Source organism: Streptomyces sp. NPDC101219 (assembly GCF_044767675.1).
Classification (GTDB): Bacteria; Actinomycetota; Actinomycetes; order Streptomycetales; family Streptomycetaceae; genus Streptomyces.
In genome coordinates this window covers 12,485-34,057 of record NZ_JBIWOK010000002.1, presented here as the reverse complement: position 1 = coordinate 34,057, position 21,573 = coordinate 12,485, and the positions used below count along the sequence as shown (strand labels likewise).

Below are 21,573 nucleotides of genomic sequence, written 5' to 3'. Positions count from 1 at the left end.
CATGTCGCGAGTGCCAGGATGGCTCGGCCGAGTCGGAGCCGGACTGACCGCGGTCGGCAAACGGCTGGACGAACGCCGTGCCGAGGTCGAACGGGAGGACGGCGACCCGTCCGCGTCCGACGCCGCCCCGGCAGAGGGCCACGTTCCCCCGCCGCCCGATTACGCGCCCGCCGTCCCGGCCCGCCCCGACCCGGCGCAGGCCGTGCCCTGGGGCGTGCGCGTGGCGGCCGAGGCGGGCTGGCGGCTGCTGGTCCTCGCGGGCACCCTCTGGGTCCTCATGCGGGTCATCAGCGCCGTCCAGCTGGTGGTGCTGGCCTTCGTGGCCGCCCTGCTCATCACCGCCCTGCTGCAGCCCACGGTGGCGCGGCTGCGCCGTCTCGGCGTGCCGCGGGGACCGGCCACCTCACTGACCGCGCTGTTCGGTTTCGTCGTCATGGGCCTCATCGGCTGGTTCGTGACCTGGCAGGTCATGGAGAACATCGACAACCTGACCAGCCAGATCCAGGGCGGCATCGACGAACTGCGCAACTGGCTGCTGAACAGCCCGTTCCACGTCACCGACAAGCAGATCAACGAGATCGCCAAGAATCTCCGTGAGGCCGTCGGAGCCAACAGCGAGCAGATCACCTCGGCGGGCCTGGAGGGCGTCACCGTCGTCGTCGAGGCGCTCACCGGCATCCTGCTCGCGGTGTTCTCCACGCTGTTCCTGCTCTACGACGGCCGGCGCATCTGGGAGTGGTCGCTGAAGCTGGTCCCGGCCGTCGCCCGCCCGGGCGTCGCGGGTGCCGGACCGGCCGCCTGGCGGACGCTGACGGCGTACGTGCGCGGCACGGTGATAGTGGCGCTGATCGACGCCATCTTCATCGGCCTCGGCATCTACTTCCTCGACGTGCCGATGGCGGTGCCGCTGGCCGTCTTCATCTTCCTGTTCGCCTTCATCCCGCTGGTCGGTGCGGTCGTGTCGGGCGCGCTGGCGGTGGTCGTCGCACTCGTCACCCAGGGCGTGTTCACGGCCGTCATGACCCTCGTCGTGGTGCTGGCGGTGCAGCAGATCGAGGGGCACATCCTGCAGCCGTTCATCCTCGGCCGCGCGGTCCGGGTGCACCCGCTCGCCGTGGTGCTGGCCGTGGCCACCGGCGGCATGGTGGCCGGCATCGGCGGTGCGGTGGTCGCCGTGCCGCTGGTCGCGGTCACCAACACCGTCGCCACCTATCTGCGCGCCTACTCCCAGGAGGCGTCGACCCGGCTGGCCCCGCGGCCCCGGGGCGCCACGGCCGTCACCGCGACCGCCGCGGAGGCGTCCGCGGGCGGACCGCCGCCCCCGCCGCCACCGGCCGGGAACGGCGGCGACGAAGGCCCGGCCGGCGGGCCGGACCGGCCGGACGGGCCGGCCACGCCGGGCAGTTGAGGGCAGTGCATACGACAGTGGGCCCGTCCACCCCCGGGGTGGACGAGCCCACTGCTTCACACGCCGTGCGGCGCGGAGGTCATTCGGCGAGAACGGCCTCGGCGTCGAGCGTGGCGGCGACCGCCTGGATCACCGCGGCGATCTTGAACGCCTCCTGGACGGCGTCGCGCTCCACGCCGGCCTTGCGCAGCACCTGCTCGTGCGAGTCGAGGCACATGCCGCAGCCGTTGATCGCGGAGACCGCGAAGGACCAGAACTCGAAGTCGACCTTGTCGACGCCCGGGTTGCCGATGACGTTCATCCGCAGGCCGGCGCGCAGGTTGCCGTACTCGTGGTCCGACAGCAGGTGACGGGTGCGGTAGAAGACGTTGTTCATCGCCATCACCGCGGCGGCGGCCTTGGCGGCCGTGTACGCCTCCGGCGACAGGTTCGCCTTCGCCTCCGGCTCCAGCTCGCGCAGCACGATGGCCGAACGCGAGGCGATCGCCGTCGACAGCACCGTGCCCCACAGCTGCTGGGCCGGCAGGTCGGAGTTGCCGATGACCGAACCGAGGTTGAGCTTCAGGTCCTTGGCGTAGTCCGGTATGCGGGACTTCAGGGAGTCGAGCGACATGTCAGGTCACTCCCCGGCCAGCAGCGCGACCGGGTCCAGGGTGTCCTCGCCCTTGGTCCAGTTGCACGGGCAGAGCTCGTCCGTCTGGAGGGCGTCGAGGACCCGCAGGACCTCCTTGGGGTTACGGCCGACGGAGCCGGCGGTCACCATGGTGAACTGGATCTCGTTGTTCTGGTCCACGATGAACACGGCGCGCTTGGCGTAGCCGTCCTCGCCCTCGATGCCGAGGTCGCGCATCAGCTCGTGCTTGGGGTCCGCCATCATCGGGAACGGCAGGTCGCGCAGGTCCTCGTGGTCCTTGCGCCAGGCGTGGTGGACGAACTCCGAGTCACCGGAGAAGCCGAGGATCTGGGCGTCGCGGTCGGCGAACTCGTCGTTCAGCTTGCCGAAGGCGGCGATCTCGGTCGGGCACACGAAGGTGAAGTCCTTGGGCCACGCGAAAACGACCTTCCACTTGCCCTCGTAGGTCTTGTGGTCGATCGTCTCGAACTCCTTGCCCTTCTCCAGCGAGACGCAGGCGGTCAGTTCGAACTCGGGGAACTTGTCACCGACAGTGAGCACGCGCTCTCCTTGCAGCGAAGAAACACCCGTAATGCGGTGTTTCCCATGGGTTGGACGATGTTGATGTTGGCACAGGGTGCATTGATTAGTGAAATAGCTACACTCGGTCGTGTTGATCGGAGGGAGCTATCAGTGACGGTCGGCAAGAGGCGCAGACAGCCGAGTCTCGCGCAGCTCCGGGCGTTCGCCGCGGTCGCCGAGCACCTGCACTTCCGGGACGCCGCCGCCGCGATCGGCATGAGCCAACCCGCCCTGTCCGGTGCCGTGTCGGCGCTGGAGGAGACACTGGGTGTCACCCTCGTCGAGCGTACGACGCGCAAGGTCCTGCTCTCGCCGGCGGGGGAACGCCTCGCCGCCCGCGCCAAGGCGGTGCTCGAGGACGTCGGCGCGCTCATCGAGGAGGCCGAGGCCCTGCGGGCGCCCTTCACCGGGGTCCTGCGGCTCGGGGTGATCCCGACCGTCGCCCCCTATCTGCTCCCCACGGTCCTGCGCCTGGTCCACGACCGCTACCCCGACCTCGACCTCCAGGTGCACGAGGAGCAGACCTCGCGCCTGCTGGACGGCCTCGCCGCCGGACGGCTGGACCTCCTGCTGCTCGCCGTCCCGCTCGGCGTTCCGGGCGTGACCGAACTGCCCCTGTTCGACGAGGACTTCGTGCTCGTCACCCCGCTGGACCACTGGCTGGGCGGCCGGGAGGGCATCCCGCGCGAGGCGCTGCGCGAGCTGAAGCTGCTGCTCCTCGACGAGGGGCACTGCCTGCGCGACCAGGCCCTCGACATCTGCCGCGAGGCCGGACGCGGGGGCGTCCCGGCCACCACCACGGCGGCCGGGCTGTCCACCCTGGTGCAGCTGGTGGCCGGTGGGCTCGGCGTCACCCTGCTGCCCCGCACGGCCGTCGACGTCGAGACCACCCGCGCCGGCCGCCTGCTCACCGGCTGCTTCGCCGACCCGGCCCCCACCCGCCGCATCGCCCTCGTCATGCGCACCGGCGCCGCCCGCTCCGCGGAGTACGAGGAACTGGCGGCGGCCCTGCGGGAGGCGATGCGGGCCCTGCCGGTGCGGACGGTGGCCGCCTAGGGATGTCCGGCACCCCCCGGCACCCCCCGGCACCCGCCGGCACCCCCGGCACCCCCCGGCACCGGCCGGGCCCTGCCGCCTGGTGCCGGCCGGGCCCTGCCGGGGGCTACTCCGTGCGCAGCCCGTCCGGGCGCATCATGCGCAGCAGCGGCGGCAGGCTCAGCAGGGTCACCACCACGACCACGCCCGCCCCGATGCCGGTCATCCGCAGGACGCTCGACCAGTCCACGCTGATCGGTGTCGCCGTCATCCGCAGCAGCACCGCGCCCAGCGTCATGCCGACGACCGACGCCACCAGCAGCCCCAGACCGATGGGGATCGCCGTCTGCCACAGCACCGACAGGCTCAGCGTGCGCCGCCGGGTGCCGAAGGCGACCAGGGCCGACAGCAGCTTGCGGCGTTCCCGCAGCTGCTCCAGCTGGGAGACCAGCAGGCTCGCCCCGATCAGTGCCAGGACGGCGGTCGCGCCCACGAACAGGCCCGTGCGGATGGTCTCGAAGCGGTCGGACCGCTCGGTCGCCGCCCACGTCATCGGATCGGCCAGCGGATCGATCGCGGCCGCCGCGTTGCGCACGTGCTCACGGGCGTACGGCACCGAGTCGTCGACGGCCAGGTACAGCTGGCCGCTGACCGCCTCGGCCAGCTCGGCGGGCAGGGCGCCCGGGGTGATCAGGAAGCCGCCGCGCTTGGTCCCGGTCGGGTCCTCGACGGAGTCGGCCTCCTTCAGCCCCTCGGGGAGGGTGAAGACGAGGTCCGCCGACCCGGCGTCGCCGGTGTCGTGCTCCAGGTACAGCTTCTGTCCCGGCCGGGTCAGCGACGGGGTGTCGGTGTCGTACTCGCCGCCCCGCAGCGCGAACACGTCGCCGTCGGCGCACGAGGGCAGCTCGGCCACCTGGCGCAGGGTCGCGCAGTCGGCGACGGTCAGTTCGGCACCGCGTTCCGGCTCCTGGCTCCAGGGCCGGTCGCCGAAGTAACCGTTGGACATCGCGTACACCGTGCGGACACCCTTGGTCTCCTCCAGTTTCGCGGCCGCCGCGGCGAGGTCGATGCCGTCCGGCACGCGGACCGACATCTGCGCCCGGGTCACGTCGTACCCCGTCTCCTTGGTGTAGTCGCTCTCGACCCCGGCGAACAGCATCTGCAGCGCGATCGCGCCGGCCACGGCCACGGCGATGCCGTTGACCATGCGGGCCGCCGCCCCGCTGCTCAACTGAAGGCGCCGGACCGCGAGTTGCCAGGCCACGCCGCCGGCGCCGAGCCGGGCGACGACCGATTCGACGATCCACGGCAGCAGCGCCGTGATCCCGACGAGCAGGCAGATGACGCCGCCGGTGACCAGGTACCCGTTGAAGTCCCCGTTCTCCCGGCCCTGGCCGAGCATGGGCGCCAGCATGCCGAGGCCGGCCAGCGGGAGCAGCAGCCGCCACCACAGGCGGCGGCGGGCCGGCCGCGCCGTGCGGACCACGCCCAGCGGCTCGATGACCACGCCGCGCAGCGCCAGCAGGGTGACCAGCACCGCGGCGGCCGGTACGGCCACGGCGACGACCAGCGCGAGCAGGGGCGAGGGGTTCAGATAGCTGGGGAAGACACTGATCCGGAACACCTCGAAGGACGCGGCGAGTTCACGCCCGGCGAGGAAGAAGGCGGTGCCGAAGAGCAGTCCCAGCAGCGCCCCGCCGAGGGCCTCGCCCGCGGCGATCCGCCGGGTCATGCCGCCGTCGGAGCCGACCAGCCGCAGCGCCGCCAGCCGGCGGTCGCGCCGTTCGCCGCCGAACCGGACGGCCGCGGCGATGAACACGGCGACCGGCATCAGCAGCACCACGAACACGACCAGGACCAGCAGCATGAGGACCGGGTCCATCTCCTCCGGCGTCGGGTCCGGGTTCCCGAAGGAGTCGATGCGGCCGACGATCCCGTCGCCGGCCCGGTCCGCGAGGCCCTCGGCGCCCGCGTAGTAGGCCAGCTCCTGCGAGCCGATCAGCCCCTGTTCGCCGATGGTGCCCACGATCTCGTGGGGCAGCCGCTCGCGCAGCAGTGCACCGCCGTCGGAGTCGAGGAGTTCCCGCAGCGCGGGGGAGACCACCATCTCGCCCGGCGCGGGGAACTCCCGCAGGCCGGGCGGCAGCGGGGCCTTGTCGCCCTCGGGTTCCAGCAGCCGGCCGCGGACGTCCCGGCCGTCGAACTCCGTGTTGGTGTCCGCGGTCATCAGGGTGTCGTCGGCGCGCGGGATCTGCTCGCCGTACGTGTAGTTGAGGCGGGCCTCCTCCCGCCGGTCCCGCTCCGCCAGCGCACCGGGCAGGGCGGTGGTGAGCAGCAGCAGCGCCACGCCCAGCCCGACGCCGACCGCGGTCAGCAGGGCCCGGATCCAGCCCTCCCGCCCGCCGGCGAAGGCGAACCGCAGTCCCATGCCGAGGTCCCGCGCGGCAGCCCGGGCCCTCGATGCCGCTCCCGCGGCGGGGCTCCCCCGTCCGTCACTCATACGACGCGCTCCATGTCCCTGGACCTGCCGTCGCGCACGACGATCTCGCGGTCGGAGTACGCGGCCACCCGCGCCTCGTGCGTGACGAGGACGACGGCGGCGTTTGCGGTCCGGGCGGCGTCGGTGAGCAGCTCCATCACGCGCTCGCCGTTGAGGGAGTCCAGCGCGCCGGTCGGCTCGTCGGCGAACACCAGCCGCGGGTCGGTGACCAGTGCCCGTGCCACGGCGACCCGCTGCCCCTGGCCGCCGGACACCTCGCCGGGCCGCTTCCCGCGGACGTCGTCGACCTCCAGGCGTTCCATCCAGGTCAGGGCGGCCCGCTCGGCGTCCTTGCGGGGCGTGCCGTTCAGCCGCAGCGGCAGGGCGACGTTCTCCACGCAGGTCAGTTCGGGCACCAGCTGCCCGAACTGGAAGACGAAGCCGAAGGCGGAGCGCCGCAGCGCGCTGCGCTGGGCGTCGCTCATGGCGGTCAGTTCACGCCCGTCGTAGGTGATCGACCCGGAGTCGGGTGTGACGATCCCGGCGAGGCAGTGCAGCAGCGTGGACTTGCCCGAGCCGGAGGGGCCCATCACGGCGACGACCTCGCCGGGATGGATGGAGAAGTGGGCGCCGTCGAGCGCGGTCGTCGGACCGTACTCCTTGCGCAGGTCCCGGGCGACGAGCAGGGAACCGGGGGGTGGTGTGGTCATCGGGCCACCGCCTCGCGGAGCTTGTCGAGGCGGGCCGCGGTCAGCTCCAGCCAGCGCAGGTCGGCCTCGAGGTGGAAGAGGGCGTGGTCGCAGATGAGCTGGTCGGCGAGGTCGCCCTTGCGCTTGCGGTCGGTGAGGATACGCATGCTGCGCAGGTGTTCCGAGCGCTGGGTGTCGAGGACGTCGGCGGCGTCGCGGCTCGTGAGCAGCGCGAGGACGACCTTGGTGTACAGGGTCGACTGCAGGTAGGGCTCGGGCTTCTCGGGTGTGGCGAGCCACCGTTCGACATCGGTGATGCCGGCTTCGGTGATCGCGTACCGCTTCCGCTCGGGGCCGCCGCCGGCCTCGATGCCGTCGACTTCGACGAGCCCGTTCTTCAGCAGGCGGGACATCGTCGAGTAGACCTGGCCGTAGTGCAGCGGCCGGTCGTGACCGAACTTCTCGTCGAAGGCCCGCTTGAGGTCGTAACCGTGGCGCGGGCCGGACTCCAGGAGCCCCAGGAGGGTGTGACCGATGGACATGACGAGCACTCTACACACCGTGTATACGCCGTGTGTATACGTCGAGTGTGCAGTCCCCTTCGAAGGGTGTCGCCGCCCTGGTGGGAGCCGGTTGTCACGGTTCTGTCACCGTGGCGGCGGCGTGTGACGCGGCGTCCGCCGATGGCCCCGGCCGGAGGCGCGGCGGCCGTGACCCGGCGTCCGCAGGGGGTGGCGGGCGCGCTCAGTCCGGCGCCGGTCCCGGCTCCTGCGGACCCTTCTCCTGCGGACCCGGCTCGTGCGGACCCTTCTCCTGCGGACCCTGCTCCTGCGGACCCGGCTCCGCGCCCCGGGGCGGACGGCCCCGGCGCGGGATCGGCCGGACCTCGCCCGGCAGCCGGCCCGCCTCCGCGAGGGCGCGCCGCAGGAGGAACTCGATCTGGGCGTTGGCCGAGCGGAACTCGTCGTTCGCCCACCGCGCCAGCGCCTCGTACACCAGCGGATCCAGCCGCAGCAGCACCTGCTTGCGCTGCTGCGGCCTGCGCCGCGGGGACGCTCCCCCGGGGGAGTCCGGCGGGGTGGTCACTGGTAGAGCGTCCCGGTGTTGAGGACCGGCTGCGCGGAGCGGTCGCCGCAGAGCACGACCATCAGGTTGGACACCATGGCCGCCTTGCGCTCCGGGTCGAGTTCGACGATGTCCTGCTCGGCGATCCGGGCCAGCGCCGTCTCGACCATGCCCACGGCACCCTCGACGATCAGCTGCCGGGCCGCCACGACCGCGCCCGCCTGCTGGCGCTGGAGCATCGCCGAGGCGATCTCGGGGGCGTAGGCGAGGTGGGTGAAGCGGGACTCGATGATCTGCACCCCGGCCGCCTCCACGCGCGCGTGCAGTTCGACGGCCAGCTTCTCGGTGATCTCCTCGGCGTTGCCCCGCAGCGACAGGCCGCCCTCCTCGTGGGCGTCGTAGGGGTACTCGATGGCGATGTGCCGGACGGCCGCCTCGGTCTGGGTGGAGACGAACTCTATGTAGTCGTCCACCTCGAAGGTGGCCTGGGCGGTGTCCTCCACCCGCCACACCACGACGGCGGCCAGCTCGATCGGGTTGCCGTAGGCGTCGTTGACCTTCAGTACGGCGGTCTCGTGGTTGCGCACCCGGGTGGAGATCTTGGTGCGCGAGGTGAAGGGGTTCACCCAGCGCAGGCCGTCCTCGCGGATCGTGCCCCGGTACCGGCCGAAGAGCTGGACGACCCGCGCCTGGCCCGGCGCCACCATGTTCAGCCCGCACATCGCGAGGAACGAGGCGATGACGATCAGGATGCCGCCGGTGATCAGCACCGCCTTGCCGCCGGTCGCGGTGACCGCCGTGGCGGAGATGATCAGGCCGGTACCGAGCAGCAGTCCGGCCAGCCCGAGGGTCAGGGCGAGTCCGCCGCCGATGCTGTGCGCCGGTGTCTCGCGGACCCGGGGCGCGGGCATCTCGGGTGTGTCCGCGGTGAGCTGCGCGTCGTGTGTGGGCAAGGGGGTCCCCCGTTTCCTCGGACGCCGCGCGCACGACGGTGCGGCTAGCGTCTTCCTATCCAAGTGATATCACTTTAACCCATCGCGGCAACCTTGCGCCTCCGCCGCACGTCGGTTCCGGTGGGACGGGTGCTGATTGTCACGTCCGTAACGACCGCATCGGCAGCCCTTTGTCACAGCACCCGGTGTTAGCTTTCTGAGCTGACCCGAGCGGCCGTACCCGTGTGGCTGCATGACACACATGAGCGAAGGCGAGCAGAGGGACACCCATGGGACGAGCGGATGAGCGACGCGCACGACAGCGCGGTGGGCGCCGGGCGGCACCCAGGGGCCGCCGCGCGCCGCGCGGGACCGGGCGCACCGGCATACGCCGCCTCTTCACCTGGAAGAAGCTGCTCGGCACCTTCTTCACCCTCTGCCTGCTCGGCATGGGCGCCTTCATCGTGCTGTACATGATGATCGACATCCCCGAGGGCAACGCCGACGCCAAGCGGCAGAGCAACGTCTACAAGTACAGCGACGGCTCGATGATGGCCCGCGACGGCGAGGTCAACCGCGAGGTCGTCGACCTCGCCCGCATCCCCAAGGCCGTGCAGCGGACCTTCGTCGCCGCCGAGAACAAGACCTTCTACCAGGACGCCGGCGTCGACATCAGGGGCACCACCCGCGGCCTGGTCAACACCCTGTCCGGCAAGGGCGCCCAGGGCGGCTCGACGATCACCCAGCAGTACGTCAAGAACTACTACCTCACCCAGGATCAGACCGTCTCGCGCAAGCTGAAGGAACTGGTCATCTCGCTGAAGCTGGACCGGGAGAAGTCCAAGGACTACATCCTCGCCGGCTACATCAACACCAGCTACTACGGCCGCAACGCCTACGGCATCCAGGCCGCCGCCCGTGCCTACTACCGGGTCGACGCCGAGGACCTCACCGTCGAGCAGGGCGCCTACCTCGCCGCCCTGCTCCAGGCGCCCAGCCAGTACGACTGGGCGGTCGCCTCGGAGACCGGCCGCAAGCTGGTCACCAACCGCTGGAACTACGTCCTGGACAACATGGTCGAGCAGGGCTGGCTCGACGCGGGTGAACGCTCCGGCATGAAGTTCCCGGTGCCCAAGGAGCCGCAGGGCGACCCCGGCATGGCCGGGCAGACCGGCTACCTGGTGCACGCCGCCAGCTCCGCGCTGAAGCAGCAGCTGGTCGCCGAGGGCACCGCGGAGGACGCCAAGCACGCCGACGCCCTGGTCGACGCGGGCGGCTGGACCATTACCCTCAACATCGACAAGAAGAAGCAGAGGGCGCTGGAGAAGGCCGTCAGGACCCAGCTCACCGACGAGCTGGACCCGAAGAAGCGCAAGGTCGACGCCGACATCCAGGCCGGGGCCGTCTCCGTGGACCCGAAGACCGGCGCGGTCGTCGCGATGTACGGCGGCCAGGACTACCTCAAGCACTACGTCAACAACGCCACCCGCGCCGACTACCAGCCCGCGTCCACCTTCAAGCCGGTCATCCTGGCCGCCGCCCTGGAGGAGGAGGCCGAGACGCAGGACGGCGAGCCGATCGGCGCGAACACGGTCTACGACGGCACCAGCGAGCGGCAGGTCGTCGACGGCGGCCGCAAGGTCGGCTTCGCCCCGGAGAACGAGGACGACGGCAACTACGGCGACATCACCGTCCAGACGGCGATGAACAAGTCCGTCAACTCCGTGTTCGCGCAGATGGGTGTCGACGTCGGCATGCCGAAGGTGATGGAGACCGCCGGCAAGCTGGGCATGGCCGTCGAGGACCTGGAGGCCGTGCCCGCCCAGACCCTGGGCTCCATGGGCGCGAGCCCGCTGCGGATGGCCGCTGTCTACGCCACCCTCGACAACCACGGCAAGAAGACCACCCCGACGATCGTGAAGTCGGCGGAGCACCGCAGCCGCACCGTCACGATGCCCGACGCCATCGGCGAGCAGGTCATCAGCCGCGAGGCCGCCGACACGGTCACCTCGGTCCTGACCGGCGTGGTCGACGACGGCACCGCACGGCGCGCGGTGCGCGACAACCCGCTGCGCAACGGGCAGCAGGTCGCAGGCAAGACCGGTACCTCCGACAACAACAAGTCGGCCTGGTTCGCTGGCTTCACGCCTGACCTGGTCACCACGGTCGGCCTGTTCGGCGAGGACGACAAGCCCCCGCACAAGCAGGTCGAGATGTACGGGGCGGGCGGCAACGACCGCGTCAACGGCGGCGGGTACCCGGCCCGGATCTGGGCCGCGTACACCTTCGGCGTCATGAAGGAGACCAGCAAGTTCGACCTGCAGACCCGGCAGGGCGCGGCCGTGAAGCCGACCCGGTCGCCGTCGGTCAGCGAGTCGCCGTCGCAGTCGCCGAGCTCCGAACCGCCGAGCCGCGAACCCACCAGCGAGGCACCCACCACCGAGCCGCCGACCCAGGACCCGACGACCGAGCCGCCGACGCAGAACCCGACGACGAAGCTGCCGGACGGCACGTCCACGCCCCCGCCGACGATCGGGCTCCCCGACGACCCGGGCGACGGCGACCGGGAGCGGGACCGGGAGCAGTAACCGGCACGGGAGACGACGAGGGGGCGCCCCGGTGTGCGAACACCGGGGCGCCCCTCGTGGCGTACCGTCGCGGCCGGTCAGCCGGTGTGGTTCAGCTCGAACCACACCACCTTGCCGGTGCTCAGCCGGGTCGCGCCCCAGCGCCGCGCCATCCGGTTGACCAGGTACAGGCCGCGCCCGCCCTCGTCGGTGGCGCGCGCCTGCCGCAGCCGCGGCAGCTGCGGCACGTCGTCACCGACCTCGCAGCGCAGCACGTCGGTCCGCAGCAGGCGCAGCGTCACCGGCCGCGTGGCGTACCGCACCGCGTTCGTCACGACCTCGCTGACCAGCAGCTCCACCGAATCGCTGAGCTCCTCCATGCCCCACCGGGACAGCGCGCGCCGCGCCAGCCGACGGGCCCGGCCGGGCGCCGCGTCCTCCGGCTCCAGGAACCAGTACGCCACGTCGCTCGGCGCGATCCCGTCGAAGCGGGCGGCGAGCAGCGCGATGTCGTCGTCCCGGTCGCCGGGACCGAGCATGTCCAGCACCTCGTCGCACAGCGCCTCCAGGGGCGGCGGATGGTCCGGCCCGGTCAGCTGCGCGGTCGCGGCCAGCTTGTCGCGCAGCTGGTCGATGCCGGTCCACACGTCCCGCAGCCGGGACTCCACCAGACCGTCGGTGTACAGCAGCAGCGTCGCCCCCGCCGGGGCGTCCAGCTCCACCGCCTCGAAGTCCACCCCGCCGACGCCGATCGGGGCGCCCGCGGGCACCCGCAGCACCTCCGCCCGGCCGCCCAGATGCAGCAGGACGGGCGGCGGGTGGCCGGCGTTGGCGATGGTGATCCGGTGCGAGACCGGGTCGTAGACCGCGTACAGGCAGGTCGCCATGCGGTCCACGCCGAGCCGCTGCGCCTGCTCGTCGAGGTGGTGCAGGACCTCCTGCGGCGGCAGGTCGAGGCCCGCCAGGGTCTGCGCGGTGGTCCGCAGCTGGCCCATGATCGCGGCGGACGTCATGGAGTGGCCCATCACGTCACCGACGACCAGCGCGACCCGGCTGCCGGGCAGCGGGATCGCGTCGTACCAGTCGCCGCCGACCCGCGCGGTCTCCGCGGCCGGCAGATAGCGCGAGGCCAGCCGCACCCCGGTGCAGCGGGGCAGGTGCTCCGGCAGCATGGTCCGCTGCAACTCGTCCGCGATGTACGCCTCGCGGCCGTACAGCACCGCTTTGTCGATGCCGAGGGCGCTGTGCGTGGCGAGCTGGGCGGCGACCAGCAGGTCGTCCGGCTCGAACGGGATGCGCTCCGGGCCCCGCAGGAACAGCGCGGCGCCGATCACGCGCCGGCGCCCGCGCAGCGGCGCGAGGATCGCGCGCTGCCCGTCGGGCACGGCCGACTCGCCGTCCGGGCCGAGGAGTTCGGGGAGTGCGGCGCGCGCCGCGGGCGCGTCCGTGAACACCGGGCGGACCCCGCGCAGCACCTCGGCGAGCGCGCTGCCGGGCCGTACCGTGCACAGCTCCTCGCCGACCGAGTCCAGTTCGGACGGCTCCGGCTGCGCCAGGGGCGCGAACCCGGCGCCCTCGGTGTCCCGTTCGGCCGGGATCCGGTCGCTGCGGCGCAGCCGCAGCACCAGCGGGCCGGTGGGCCGCTCGTCACCGACCGGCAGCGGGTCCCGCAGGTAGACCAGGATCGCGTCGGAGAAGGTCGGCACGGTGGCCCGGCACAGCCCCATCACGATCTCGTCCAGGTCGATGCCGCGGGCGATCCGCCGGGTCGCCGCGCCGACGAACCGCAGCCGGTCGCCGTCGCGCCGCATCGGCGTGGGCTTTCCGGGCGCGGTGACCTGACCGGTGCGCCGCTCCAGGCCGTCGGGTCCCTGTACCGCCGTCCGGCCGGGGGAGCCGGCCGGCTGTACGGGGATGCCCTCGGGCACGGGTCGCGGCCGGGGCGCGTCGGGCCCGGCACTCGCCTCGGCGCCCGGCTGGGAGTGCTCGGAGACCGGGTCGGCGGCGGCCGTGCCCGATGAAGGGGCGCCCGCTGCCGTGGTGCCCGGTGCGGTGGCGCCCGGTGCGGTGGCGCCCGGCACGCCCTCGGCCCCGGAGGCCGCCGCGGGGGCGGCCGGGGCCGGGTCGGACGCGGGGGTCGCCGGGCCGGGGCCCGTGGGTTCACCGCCGGAGCGCCCCTGTGCCGGTAAGGCGGCCGCCGTGTCCGGCACCCGGGCCGGTTCGGGGGCGCGCGCCGGCGCCCCGCGGCCGTCCGCGGGGGCGACGCCCGGCTGCAGGCGCTCGAAGGAGGTCGGCTGCTCCGTCACGCGTGTCGAGTCCATCCGTCCGGCGCTGGGCGCCATGCGTGCAGTTCGTCCTGCCGAGATGCCGATACCCGGAATGCCTCTCCCGGGAACGGGATCCCCGTGCGGTCGGCGGCCGCCGTCGTGCCGCCGGCCGGCCGTCCCCGGCGCCCACGGGTGTTGCCGTACCCCTCGCTCACGTCCTGCCGCCCCTCGGTGACGATCGGTCAAGCCCAGCGCATGTTCCGGCGATTGCGGCCCGGGCCCGTGCGGAGGACGATCCTACGTTTCCTGCCCGGGGGCCCATCAAGGGTCTCACGGGGACACCTGCGCGGGCGTACGGTCCCAGTTCTGTGGCAGTGACGGTACAGTCCAGGACGGATCCGGGCGCCAGTTCGGCCAGCCGTCCGAGAACGGCGGCCCCCAGGCGGTGATCACCGACACCGCGTCACGCCCGGCCGCCCGCACCCGCCCGGCCAGCGCGTCGTCCACCAGTCCGTCCCGCCGGGCCTGCGCGAACTCGTCCTCGTCGCGCCAGTGCCAGCTGCGGTCCGGGTGCACGGAGATGTCCAGGAAGTGATCCTCGGAATCCACTCCGCCCGACCACCGGGCGAGCGGCTCCTCCAGGTTCACGTACCAGTTCTTGAACCGCCAGCCCGGGTCCCAGAACAGCCACACCGACCACGGGTCCCCGGGGCGCGCCAGCTTCAGCACCCCGGTGCCCGACCAGCGGGCCCGGCACACGGTGCGGGGCCTGGTGTAGCGGGTGCCCAGCGGCTCCTGGTGCACGGGCGTACCGTCGGCGAGCACCGGTTTCACGCACTCCGTGCCGGGCGCCATCCACACGGCGAGGAGCTCCGAGTCGTCGCGTACGACCGTGACGGGGCGCGCGATGTGGAAACGCGCGCCGCCGTTCTCCCGGTAGCGCCACAGGATGTGCGTCCCCGGCCGCCAGAAACCGGTCGAGCCGCCCGCTTCCGTGTGTTCCGTCGTTCCGCCCTCTGTCATGGGCAGATATTAGGTGCCCGGGCCACGTGGTGTGCGGGTCCCCCCGCACGGTTCACTCCGGCGCGGCACACCCCGAGAGCGCGTCGCGGCGGCTCACGGGCGGGTCATGCGCAGCACGTCCAGCGCCTCGTCCAGCTGCTCCAGGGTGAGGTCGCCCCGCTCGACGTACCCGCTCTCCAGGACCACCTCGCGGATGGTCCGCCGCTCGGCCAGCGCCTTCTTGGCGACCTTGGCGGCCTCCTCGTAGCCGATGTACTTGTTCAGCGGGGTGACGACGGACGGCGAGGACTCGGCGTACTCCCGGGCCCGTTCCCGGTCGGCGACGATCCCGTCGACCGTGCGGTCGGCGAGCAGCCGGGAGGCGTTCGTCAGCAGCCGGACGGATTCGAGCACGTTCTTGGCCAGGAGCGGCAGCATCACGTTGAGCTCGAAATTCCCGGAGGCGCCGGCGGTGGTCACTGTCACGTCGTTGCCGATGACCTGGGCGCACACCATCAGCACGGCCTCCGGGACCACCGGGTTGACCTTGCCCGGCATGATCGAGGAACCCGGCTGGAGATCGGGCAGGGTGATCTCGGCGAGACCGGTGCGCGGGCCGGAGGCCATCCACCGCAGATCGTTGGTGATCTTCGTCAGGCCGACCGCGACGGTGCGCAGCTGCCCGCTGGTCTCCACGACGCCGTCCCGCGCGCCCTGCGCCTCGAAGTGGTCGCGCGCCTCGGTCAGCGGCAGTCCGGTGGCCCGGGCGACCTCCTCGATGACGGCGGCGGAGAACCCGGGCGGGGTGTTGATGCCGGTGCCCACGGCCGTGCCGCCCAGGGGCAGTTCGGCGAGCCGGGGCAGGGAGGCGTTCAGCCGCTCGATGCCGTACCGCACCTGGGCCGCGTAGCCGCCGAACTCCTGGCCCAGGGTCACGGGCGTGGCGTCCATCAGGTGCGTCCGCCCGGCCTTCACCACGTCCGCGAACTCGGCGGCCTTGCGCTCCAGCGAGGCCGCGAGGTGCTCCAGGGCCGGGATCAGGTCGCGGGTGACGGCGGCCGTGGCGGCGATGTGCAGCGACGACGGGAAGACGTCGTTGGACGACTGCGAGGCGTTCACGTGGTCGTTGGGATGCACCGGGCGGCCCAGCCGCTCGGTGGCGAGGGTGGCGATGACCTCGTTGGTGTTCATGTTGGACGAGGTCCCCGAGCCGGTCTGGAACACGTCGACCGGGAAGTGCTCGTCCCACCTGCCCTCGGCGACCTCCAGGGCCGCCTCCTGGATGGCGTCGGCGATGTCCTGGTCGAGCACCTTCAGCCCCGCGTTCACCTTGGCCGCGGCGCCCTTGATCCGGGCCAGGGCCTCGATGTGGGCGCGTTCGAGCCGCTGCCCGGAGACCGGGAAGTTCTCGACGGCGCGCTGCGTCTGCGCCCGCCACTTCGCCCAGGAGGGGACGCGTACCTCGCCCATGGAATCGTGCTCGATGCGGAAGTCGTCGCTCATACCCGGTACAGCGCGCGGGGAGGCGCCCTTGTTCCGGGGCGCGGGCGCATTGCTCCGTTTGCTCCGCGGGGTGTGCGGCGCGGTACGTCCCGGCCCGCACCGCACCGCCGCTTCCGGCCGGTTACGCCAGCCCGGGGCCGCGCACCGGGATCGTCGTGAACGTCGGGGCGGGCGCCGGGTCCTGGAAGAAGTCGTTGCCCTTGTCGTCGACCACGATGAACGCCGGGAAGTCCTCCACCTCGATCTTCCAGACGGCCTCCATGCCCAGCTCCGCGTACTCCAGGACCTCGACCTTCTTGATGCAGTCCTGGGCCAGCCGCGCCGCCGGGCCGCCGATCGAGCCGAGGTAGAAACCGCCGTGCGTGCCGCACGCGTCGGTGACCTGCTTGCTGCGGTTGCCCTTGGCCAGCATCACCTTGGAGCCGCCCGCCGCCTGGAACTGCTCCACGTAGGAGTCCATCCGGCCGGCCGTGGTCGGACCGAAGGAACCCGACGCGTACCCCTCGGGCGTCTTCGCCGGACCGGCGTAGTACACCGGGTGGTCCTTGAGGTACTGCGGCATCTCCTCGCCCGCGTCCAGCCGCTCCTTGATCTTGGCGTGGGCGATGTCGCGCGCCACGACCAGCGGGCCGGTGAGGGACAGCCGGGTCTTGACCGGGTGCTTGGTGAGCTCGGCGAGGATGGCGTCCATCGGCTGGTTGAGGTCGATCCGCACACTCTGTCCGTCGGCGACACCGTCGCGGGCGCCCTCCTCGGCCAGCTGCTCGTCCGTCGTCTCCGGCAGGAAGCGCGCCGGGTCCTTCTCCAGCTGCTCCAGGAACACGCCCTCGGCGGTGATCTTCGCGACGGCCTGACGGTCCGCGGAGCAGGAGACGGCCAGCGCGACGGGCAGGGACGCGCCGTGCCGCGGCAGGCGGATCACGCGCACGTCGTGGCAGAAGTACTTGCCGCCGAACTGCGCGCCGATGCCGATCTTCTGCGTCAGCTCGAAGACCTTCTCCTCCAGCTCCTTGTCCCGGAAGCCGCTGCCCAGCGGGGAACCCTCGGTGGGCATGTTGTCCAGGTAGTGCGCGGAGGCGTACTTGGCGGTCTTCAGCGCGTACTCGGCCGAGGTGCCGCCGACGACGATCGCCAGGTGGTACGGCGGGCAGGCGGCCGTGCCGAGCGAACGGATCTTCTCCTCCAGGAACTTCATCATGGAGGTCTCGTTCAGGACCGCCTTGGTCTCCTGGTAGAGGAAGCTCTTGTTGGCCGAGCCGCCGCCCTTGGCCATGAACAGGAACTTGTAGGCGTCGCCGTCCGTCGCGTACAGCTCGATCTGGGCCGGCAGGTTGGAGCCGGTGTTCTTCTCCTCCCACATGGTCAGCGGGGCCATCTGGGAGTAGCGCAGGTTCAGGTTGCGGTAGGCGTCGTAGATGCCCCGGGACAGGGCCTCCTCGTCGCGGCCCGCGGTCAGCACGTTCTGGCCGCGCTTGCCCATGACGATCGCCGTGCCGGTGTCCTGGCACATGGGCAGCACCCCGGCCGCCGCGATGTTGGCGTTCTTCAGCAGGTCCAGCGCCACGAACTTGTCGTTGGCGCTGGCCTCCGGGTCGTCGATGATGCGGCGCAGCTGGGAGAGGTGGTCGGGCCGCAGGAAGTGCTGGATGTCCTGGACGGCCTCCTCGGCCAGCCTGCGCAGCGCCCCCGGCTCCACCTTGAGGAAGGTCCGCCCGTCGGCCTCGAAGGTGGAGACACCCTCGGAGGTCACCAGCCGGTAGGGGGTGGTGTCCTCTCCCGTGGGGAGCAGATCGGCGTACTCGAACTCAGGCATCTCGCCCATTCCTCACTCGACAGACGGCCGCCCGCCTCCTTTGGCGGGCGCCACCAGCGTAGGACGTGCCGTCGGCGGTCGTGCCTGTGAGGTTGTCCTCACTTGTCCCCGCATGGCCGGGCGGCCCTGCCGCCCCCGCGGGGGACGGGCGCCGGGCGGGGAGTTTCCCCTCGGGGACTAGTCGCGATCTATCGCGTTTGGGTACGCTGCCATGGTGGACCTTCACAAGCACCCCCAGCAGCAGGACCGCACCCCGCAGGCCGCCGAGCTGCGCGCGTCGGACGCCGACCGCGACCGCATCGCCGACCTCCTGCGCGAGGCCCTCGCGGAGGGCCGGCTGACCCCCGACGAGCACGCCGAGCGCGTCGAGGGCGTGCTGGCCGCGAAGACCGTCGGGGAGCTGGAGGTGTTCGTCCGCGACCTCCCCGCCGGCCGGCAGCCGCGCCCGCACGCACCCGCGCCGAACCGGCCCATGATGCCGGTCCCGCTCCCGCCCGACCCCGATGACAACGTCGTCGCGGTGTTCAGCGCCGCCGTCCGCAAGGGCCGCTGGCGCGTCGGCCGCCGCATCCACGTGTACGCGGTCTTCGGCAACGTCGAGATCGACCTCAGCGAAGCCCTGTTCAACCACCAGCAGGTCGTGATCAAGGCGTACTCGGTCTTCGGCAACGTGGAGGTCCGCGTCCCGGAGAACGTCTCGCTGCGCGGCACCGGCGGCGGCGTCCTCGGCAACTTCGAGGTGGCCTCGCTGGACGCGGAGGACCCGCAGGCCCCGGCGGTCTACGTGGACGGCTGGGCGGTGCTGGGCAACATCGAGGCGCGGCCCAAGCGCGGCAAGCTGGTGGCGGACATCATGGACCGCGTGCAGCGCTCGGTGGACAGGGGGCTGCGGGGGCGCACGGACCGTTGACGGCCGCGAACCCGCGGCAAGCGGACCCGTCCGGTCCGGCGGAAGCGGGGGTGCCGACCGGTGAATTCCCTTCCCCCTGACGGCGGTTCGGAACTCAGTGCATAGGCGCGCGTACATCGGGTAAGCCTTGCTGCATCGTGTCTCGCTCGCGAAGCCGTCGTCAGGAGTAGACCGTGCTGCAACCGCCGCATTCGTCCCTGCAGGTAGCCGCCGTTCCGGCCCAGCGGGGGACCGCGCGAGACAGGGACCAGGACGCGCCCTGGCACACCGAGGCGGTGTGCCGCCGCGACGAGGCGGGGCTGTTCTTCGCCCCCTCCAAAGAACCCACGGCCGCCCGGCTCTCCCGCGAAGACGCGGCCAAGCGCGTCTGCGCCCGCTGCCCGGTCATGGTCGAGTGCCGCGAACACGCCCTGCTGCAGCCCGAGCCCTACGGCGTCTGGGGCGGCCTCACCGCCGCCGAACGCCGCGTCGTCCTGGCCCGCCGCCGACGCCGCGACATGGAACTCCAGACCACCCACCAGTCCGGCCGCATAGCCGGCTGACCCCCGGCCCCCTGTCCACACGCGGCTCACCCAGCCGACCCCTCAGGGGCGCGGGGAACCGCGCACAGCACCTCAGTGAACCCGTAGCCCTGCGCACAGGGCTCACAGAGCCGACCCCTCAGGGGCGCGGGGAACCGCGCACAAACCCCCACGGACCCGCAGGCCCGCACGCACGCAAGGGCCCGCCCACCCCAGGCGGGCGGACCCCTCGCACACGTCAGCTCTGAGGCCGACCCCTCAGGGGCGCGGGGAACCGCGCACAGATCCCGTACGAACCCGCACCCCCGCCCCCACGGCTCACGAAGCCGACCTCATGGGGGCGCGAGGAACCGCCCACACTCACCACGACGCCCCCGCACCGAAACAGACCCCGCCCCCGACCGGCCGACGGAGTCAGCCCCTCACTTCGCCCGGTCGAAATCCACCGCACTGTAGGCCCGCAGCTTGCTCAAGCGATGCTCGGAGTCGATCCTCCGCACCGTCCCCGACTTGGACCGCATCACGATCGAGTCGGTGGTCGCCGTCTCCGACCGGTAGCGAACCCCCCGCAGCAGCTCCCCGTCGGTGATGCCGGTCGCCACGAAGAAGACGTTCTCCCCGGAGACCAGGTCGTCCGTGGTCAGCACCCGGTCCAGGTCGTGCCCGGCGTCGACGGCACGCTGCCGCTCCTCGTCGTCCTTGGGCCACAGCTTGCCCTGCAGGGTGCCGCCGAGGCACTTGACCGCGCAGGCGGAGATGATGCCCTCGGGGGTGCCGCCGATGCCCAGCAGCAGGTCGATGCCGGTGCCCTCGCGCAGCGCGAGGATGGAGCCGGCGACGTCGCCGTCGGAGATCAGCTTGATGCGCGCCCCGGTCTCCCGGATCTCCTTGATGATGCCTTCGTGCCGCGGCCGGTCCAGGATGACGACGGTGACGTCCTCGGGGGTGACCCGCTTCGCCTTGGCCACACGCCGGATGTTCACGTTCACCGGTGCGTTGATGTCGACGAAGTCGGCCGCCTCCGGTCCGGTGACCAGCTTGTCCATGTAGAACACGGCCGACGGGTCGAACATGGTGCCGCGCTCGGCGGCCGCCAGCACCGCGATGGCGTTGGTCATGCCCTTGGCGGTGAGCGTGGTGCCGTCGATCGGGTCGACGGCGATGTCGCACTCGGGACCGGTCCCGTCGCCCACGCGCTCCCCGTTGAACAGCATCGGCGCTTCGTCCTTCTCGCCCTCGCCGATGACGACGACGCCGTTCATCGACACGGTGGAGACGAGGGTCCGCATGGCGCGCACGGCGGCGCCGTCGGCCCCGTTCTTGTCACCGCGCCCGACCCAGCGGCCGGCGGCCATCGCCGCGGCTTCGGTGACCCGTACGAGCTCCAGGGCGAGGTTGCGGTCGGGTGCCTCGGAGGGCACATCGAGCTCGGACGGCAAGTGATGATGCTCGGTCATCGGAGCGCACCTTTCTGTACGACGACGGCCGGATGAGGGTTCCGGGGCACTCTATCGCCGGGCGGACAGAATGAGCAGGGGCCCCCACGGATGAGCGCGACCGGGACCTGCGACGATGGGGGCGTGTCTGGAGGAAAGAGCAGCATGCAGAAGTCGGCCCGGGACATGATCCTGTCCCTGGGCCTCATCGGGCTGGTGGCCGGGTTCGTCTGGCTGTTCATCCCGCACGACGACAGCGCGCCCGACTTCAAGCGCGTGGACTACCGGGTCGACCTGCTCACGGCCCGCCGTGCCGCCGCCTACCCGGTGGCCGCGCCCGTGGGGCTGCCGGACACCTGGAAGGCCACCTCGGTGCGGTTCCGCGGCGACCAGGGCGACGCCTGGCACCTGGGCTACCGCGCTCCCGACGGCCAGTACGTGGCGGTCGAGCAGTCCACCCAGAAGCGCACGCTGTTCGTCGAGGACAAGACGCAGAAGGCCGAGCGGACCGACGTCACGCAGGAGATCAACGGCGAGACCTGGATCCGCTACGAGGGCGGTCACTACGACGCCCTGGTCCGGGAGGACGGCGACGGCTCGACCACGGTGGTCACCGGGTCGGGGACGTTCAAGCAGCTCACGACGATGGCGAAGGCCCTGCGCACCGAGTGAGCGCGGGCCGGCGGACGACCGGCACACGACAGGGCCCCGGCGCGGATCGGATCGCGCCGGGGCCCTGTCGTCGTGTGCG

18 protein-coding genes are annotated in these 21,573 nt (G+C 72.0%); 6 read left to right on the top strand and 12 right to left on the bottom strand.

What is annotated here, in order from left to right:
• Window position 1 precedes the first annotated feature (1 nt).
• A complete protein-coding gene (locus ACIRPP_RS03440; protein ID WP_403637633.1) occupies window positions 2-1,408 on the top strand; it encodes an AI-2E family transporter in 1,407 nt (468 codons plus the stop codon).
• Window positions 1,409-1,487: 79 nt separating this feature from the next.
• Here the strand turns inward: ACIRPP_RS03440 and ACIRPP_RS03435 are convergent, their stop codons facing one another.
• Window positions 1,488-2,021: an alkyl hydroperoxide reductase gene (locus tag ACIRPP_RS03435; protein ID WP_403637631.1), complete on the bottom strand. Its 534-nt coding sequence runs from the start codon at window positions 2,019-2,021 to the stop codon at window positions 1,488-1,490.
• A 6-nt stretch (window positions 2,022-2,027) separates the two neighbouring features.
• Window positions 2,028-2,582, bottom strand: a complete 555-nt coding sequence (locus tag ACIRPP_RS03430) for a peroxiredoxin (protein ID WP_192231286.1) — start codon at window positions 2,580-2,582, stop codon at window positions 2,028-2,030.
• Between the two features lie 132 nt (window positions 2,583-2,714).
• On the opposite strand from ACIRPP_RS03430, the gene ACIRPP_RS03425 reads away from it, so the two are divergent.
• Window positions 2,715-3,659, top strand: a complete 945-nt coding sequence (locus tag ACIRPP_RS03425; RefSeq protein WP_403637629.1) for a LysR substrate-binding domain-containing protein — start codon at window positions 2,715-2,717, stop codon at window positions 3,657-3,659.
• Between the two features lie 106 nt (window positions 3,660-3,765).
• Here ACIRPP_RS03425 and ACIRPP_RS03420 read toward each other — a convergent pair whose 3' ends face one another.
• The 5 genes from ACIRPP_RS03420 to ACIRPP_RS03400 form a co-directional block, all read right to left on the bottom strand.
• Window positions 3,766-6,138, bottom strand: coding sequence for an ABC transporter permease (locus ACIRPP_RS03420; RefSeq protein WP_403637627.1), 2,373 nt, complete (start codon window positions 6,136-6,138; stop codon window positions 3,766-3,768).
• Window positions 6,135-6,827: an ABC transporter ATP-binding protein gene (locus tag ACIRPP_RS03415; RefSeq protein WP_192231288.1), complete on the bottom strand. Its 693-nt coding sequence runs from the start codon at window positions 6,825-6,827 to the stop codon at window positions 6,135-6,137. Before ACIRPP_RS03415 ends, ACIRPP_RS03420 begins: the two co-directional genes overlap by 4 nt.
• Window positions 6,824-7,348 carry a PadR family transcriptional regulator gene (locus ACIRPP_RS03410; protein ID WP_164338092.1) on the bottom strand — a complete coding sequence of 175 codons (525 nt, stop codon included), beginning with the start codon at window positions 7,346-7,348 and terminating at the stop codon, window positions 6,824-6,826. Before ACIRPP_RS03410 ends, ACIRPP_RS03415 begins: the two co-directional genes overlap by 4 nt.
• A 202-nt stretch (window positions 7,349-7,550) precedes the next feature.
• The gene (locus ACIRPP_RS03405; protein WP_403637625.1) at window positions 7,551-7,892 is read right to left on the bottom strand and encodes a hypothetical protein; all 342 of its coding nucleotides are present in this window, start codon (window positions 7,890-7,892) and stop codon (window positions 7,551-7,553) included.
• Entirely contained in the window at window positions 7,889-8,824 is a 936-nt protein-coding gene (locus ACIRPP_RS03400) for an SPFH domain-containing protein (RefSeq protein ID WP_403637623.1), read from the bottom strand. The genes ACIRPP_RS03405 and ACIRPP_RS03400 overlap by 4 nt, the downstream gene beginning before the upstream one ends.
• A 269-nt stretch (window positions 8,825-9,093) precedes the next feature.
• Between ACIRPP_RS03400 and ACIRPP_RS03395 the strand changes: the two genes are divergently transcribed.
• Complete coding sequence (locus ACIRPP_RS03395; protein ID WP_403637621.1) at window positions 9,094-11,391, top strand: transglycosylase domain-containing protein; 2,298 nt, start codon at window positions 9,094-9,096, stop codon at window positions 11,389-11,391.
• Window positions 11,392-11,468: 77 nt separating this feature from the next.
• Here the strand turns inward: ACIRPP_RS03395 and ACIRPP_RS03390 are convergent, their stop codons facing one another.
• From ACIRPP_RS03390 to ACIRPP_RS03375, 4 genes are all read right to left on the bottom strand, one after another.
• The gene (locus ACIRPP_RS03390; RefSeq protein WP_403637619.1) at window positions 11,469-13,691 is read right to left on the bottom strand and encodes a SpoIIE family protein phosphatase; all 2,223 of its coding nucleotides are present in this window, start codon (window positions 13,689-13,691) and stop codon (window positions 11,469-11,471) included.
• Window positions 13,692-13,967: 276 nt separating this feature from the next.
• On the bottom strand, window positions 13,968-14,660 hold the full coding sequence (locus ACIRPP_RS03385) for a DUF402 domain-containing protein (protein WP_403637617.1): 693 nt from the start codon (window positions 14,658-14,660) through the stop codon (window positions 13,968-13,970).
• Window positions 14,661-14,753: 93 nt separating this feature from the next.
• Window positions 14,754-16,142: a class II fumarate hydratase gene (locus ACIRPP_RS03380; RefSeq protein WP_403637615.1), complete on the bottom strand. Its 1,389-nt coding sequence runs from the start codon at window positions 16,140-16,142 to the stop codon at window positions 14,754-14,756.
• A gap of 121 nt (window positions 16,143-16,263) precedes the next feature.
• A complete protein-coding gene (locus ACIRPP_RS03375; RefSeq protein ID WP_403637613.1) occupies window positions 16,264-17,964 on the bottom strand; it encodes a fumarate hydratase in 1,701 nt (566 codons plus the stop codon).
• Between the two features lie 205 nt (window positions 17,965-18,169).
• Between ACIRPP_RS03375 and ACIRPP_RS03370 the strand changes: the two genes are divergently transcribed.
• Window positions 18,170-18,865, top strand: a complete 696-nt coding sequence (locus ACIRPP_RS03370) for a DUF1707 domain-containing protein (protein WP_403638307.1) — start codon at window positions 18,170-18,172, stop codon at window positions 18,863-18,865.
• Window positions 18,866-19,038: 173 nt separating this feature from the next.
• A complete protein-coding gene (locus ACIRPP_RS03365) occupies window positions 19,039-19,407 on the top strand; it encodes a WhiB family transcriptional regulator (RefSeq protein WP_403637611.1) in 369 nt (122 codons plus the stop codon).
• A 401-nt stretch (window positions 19,408-19,808) separates the two neighbouring features.
• On the opposite strand, the gene glpX is transcribed toward ACIRPP_RS03365, so the two are convergent.
• A complete protein-coding gene (gene glpX / locus ACIRPP_RS03360) occupies window positions 19,809-20,843 on the bottom strand; it encodes a class II fructose-bisphosphatase (RefSeq protein WP_164333181.1) in 1,035 nt (344 codons plus the stop codon).
• Between the two features lie 144 nt (window positions 20,844-20,987).
• Between glpX and ACIRPP_RS03355 the strand changes: the two genes are divergently transcribed.
• The gene (locus tag ACIRPP_RS03355; RefSeq protein ID WP_403638305.1) at window positions 20,988-21,494 is read left to right on the top strand and encodes a DUF4245 domain-containing protein; all 507 of its coding nucleotides are present in this window, start codon (window positions 20,988-20,990) and stop codon (window positions 21,492-21,494) included.
• The last annotated feature ends 79 nt before the right edge of the window (window positions 21,495-21,573 follow it).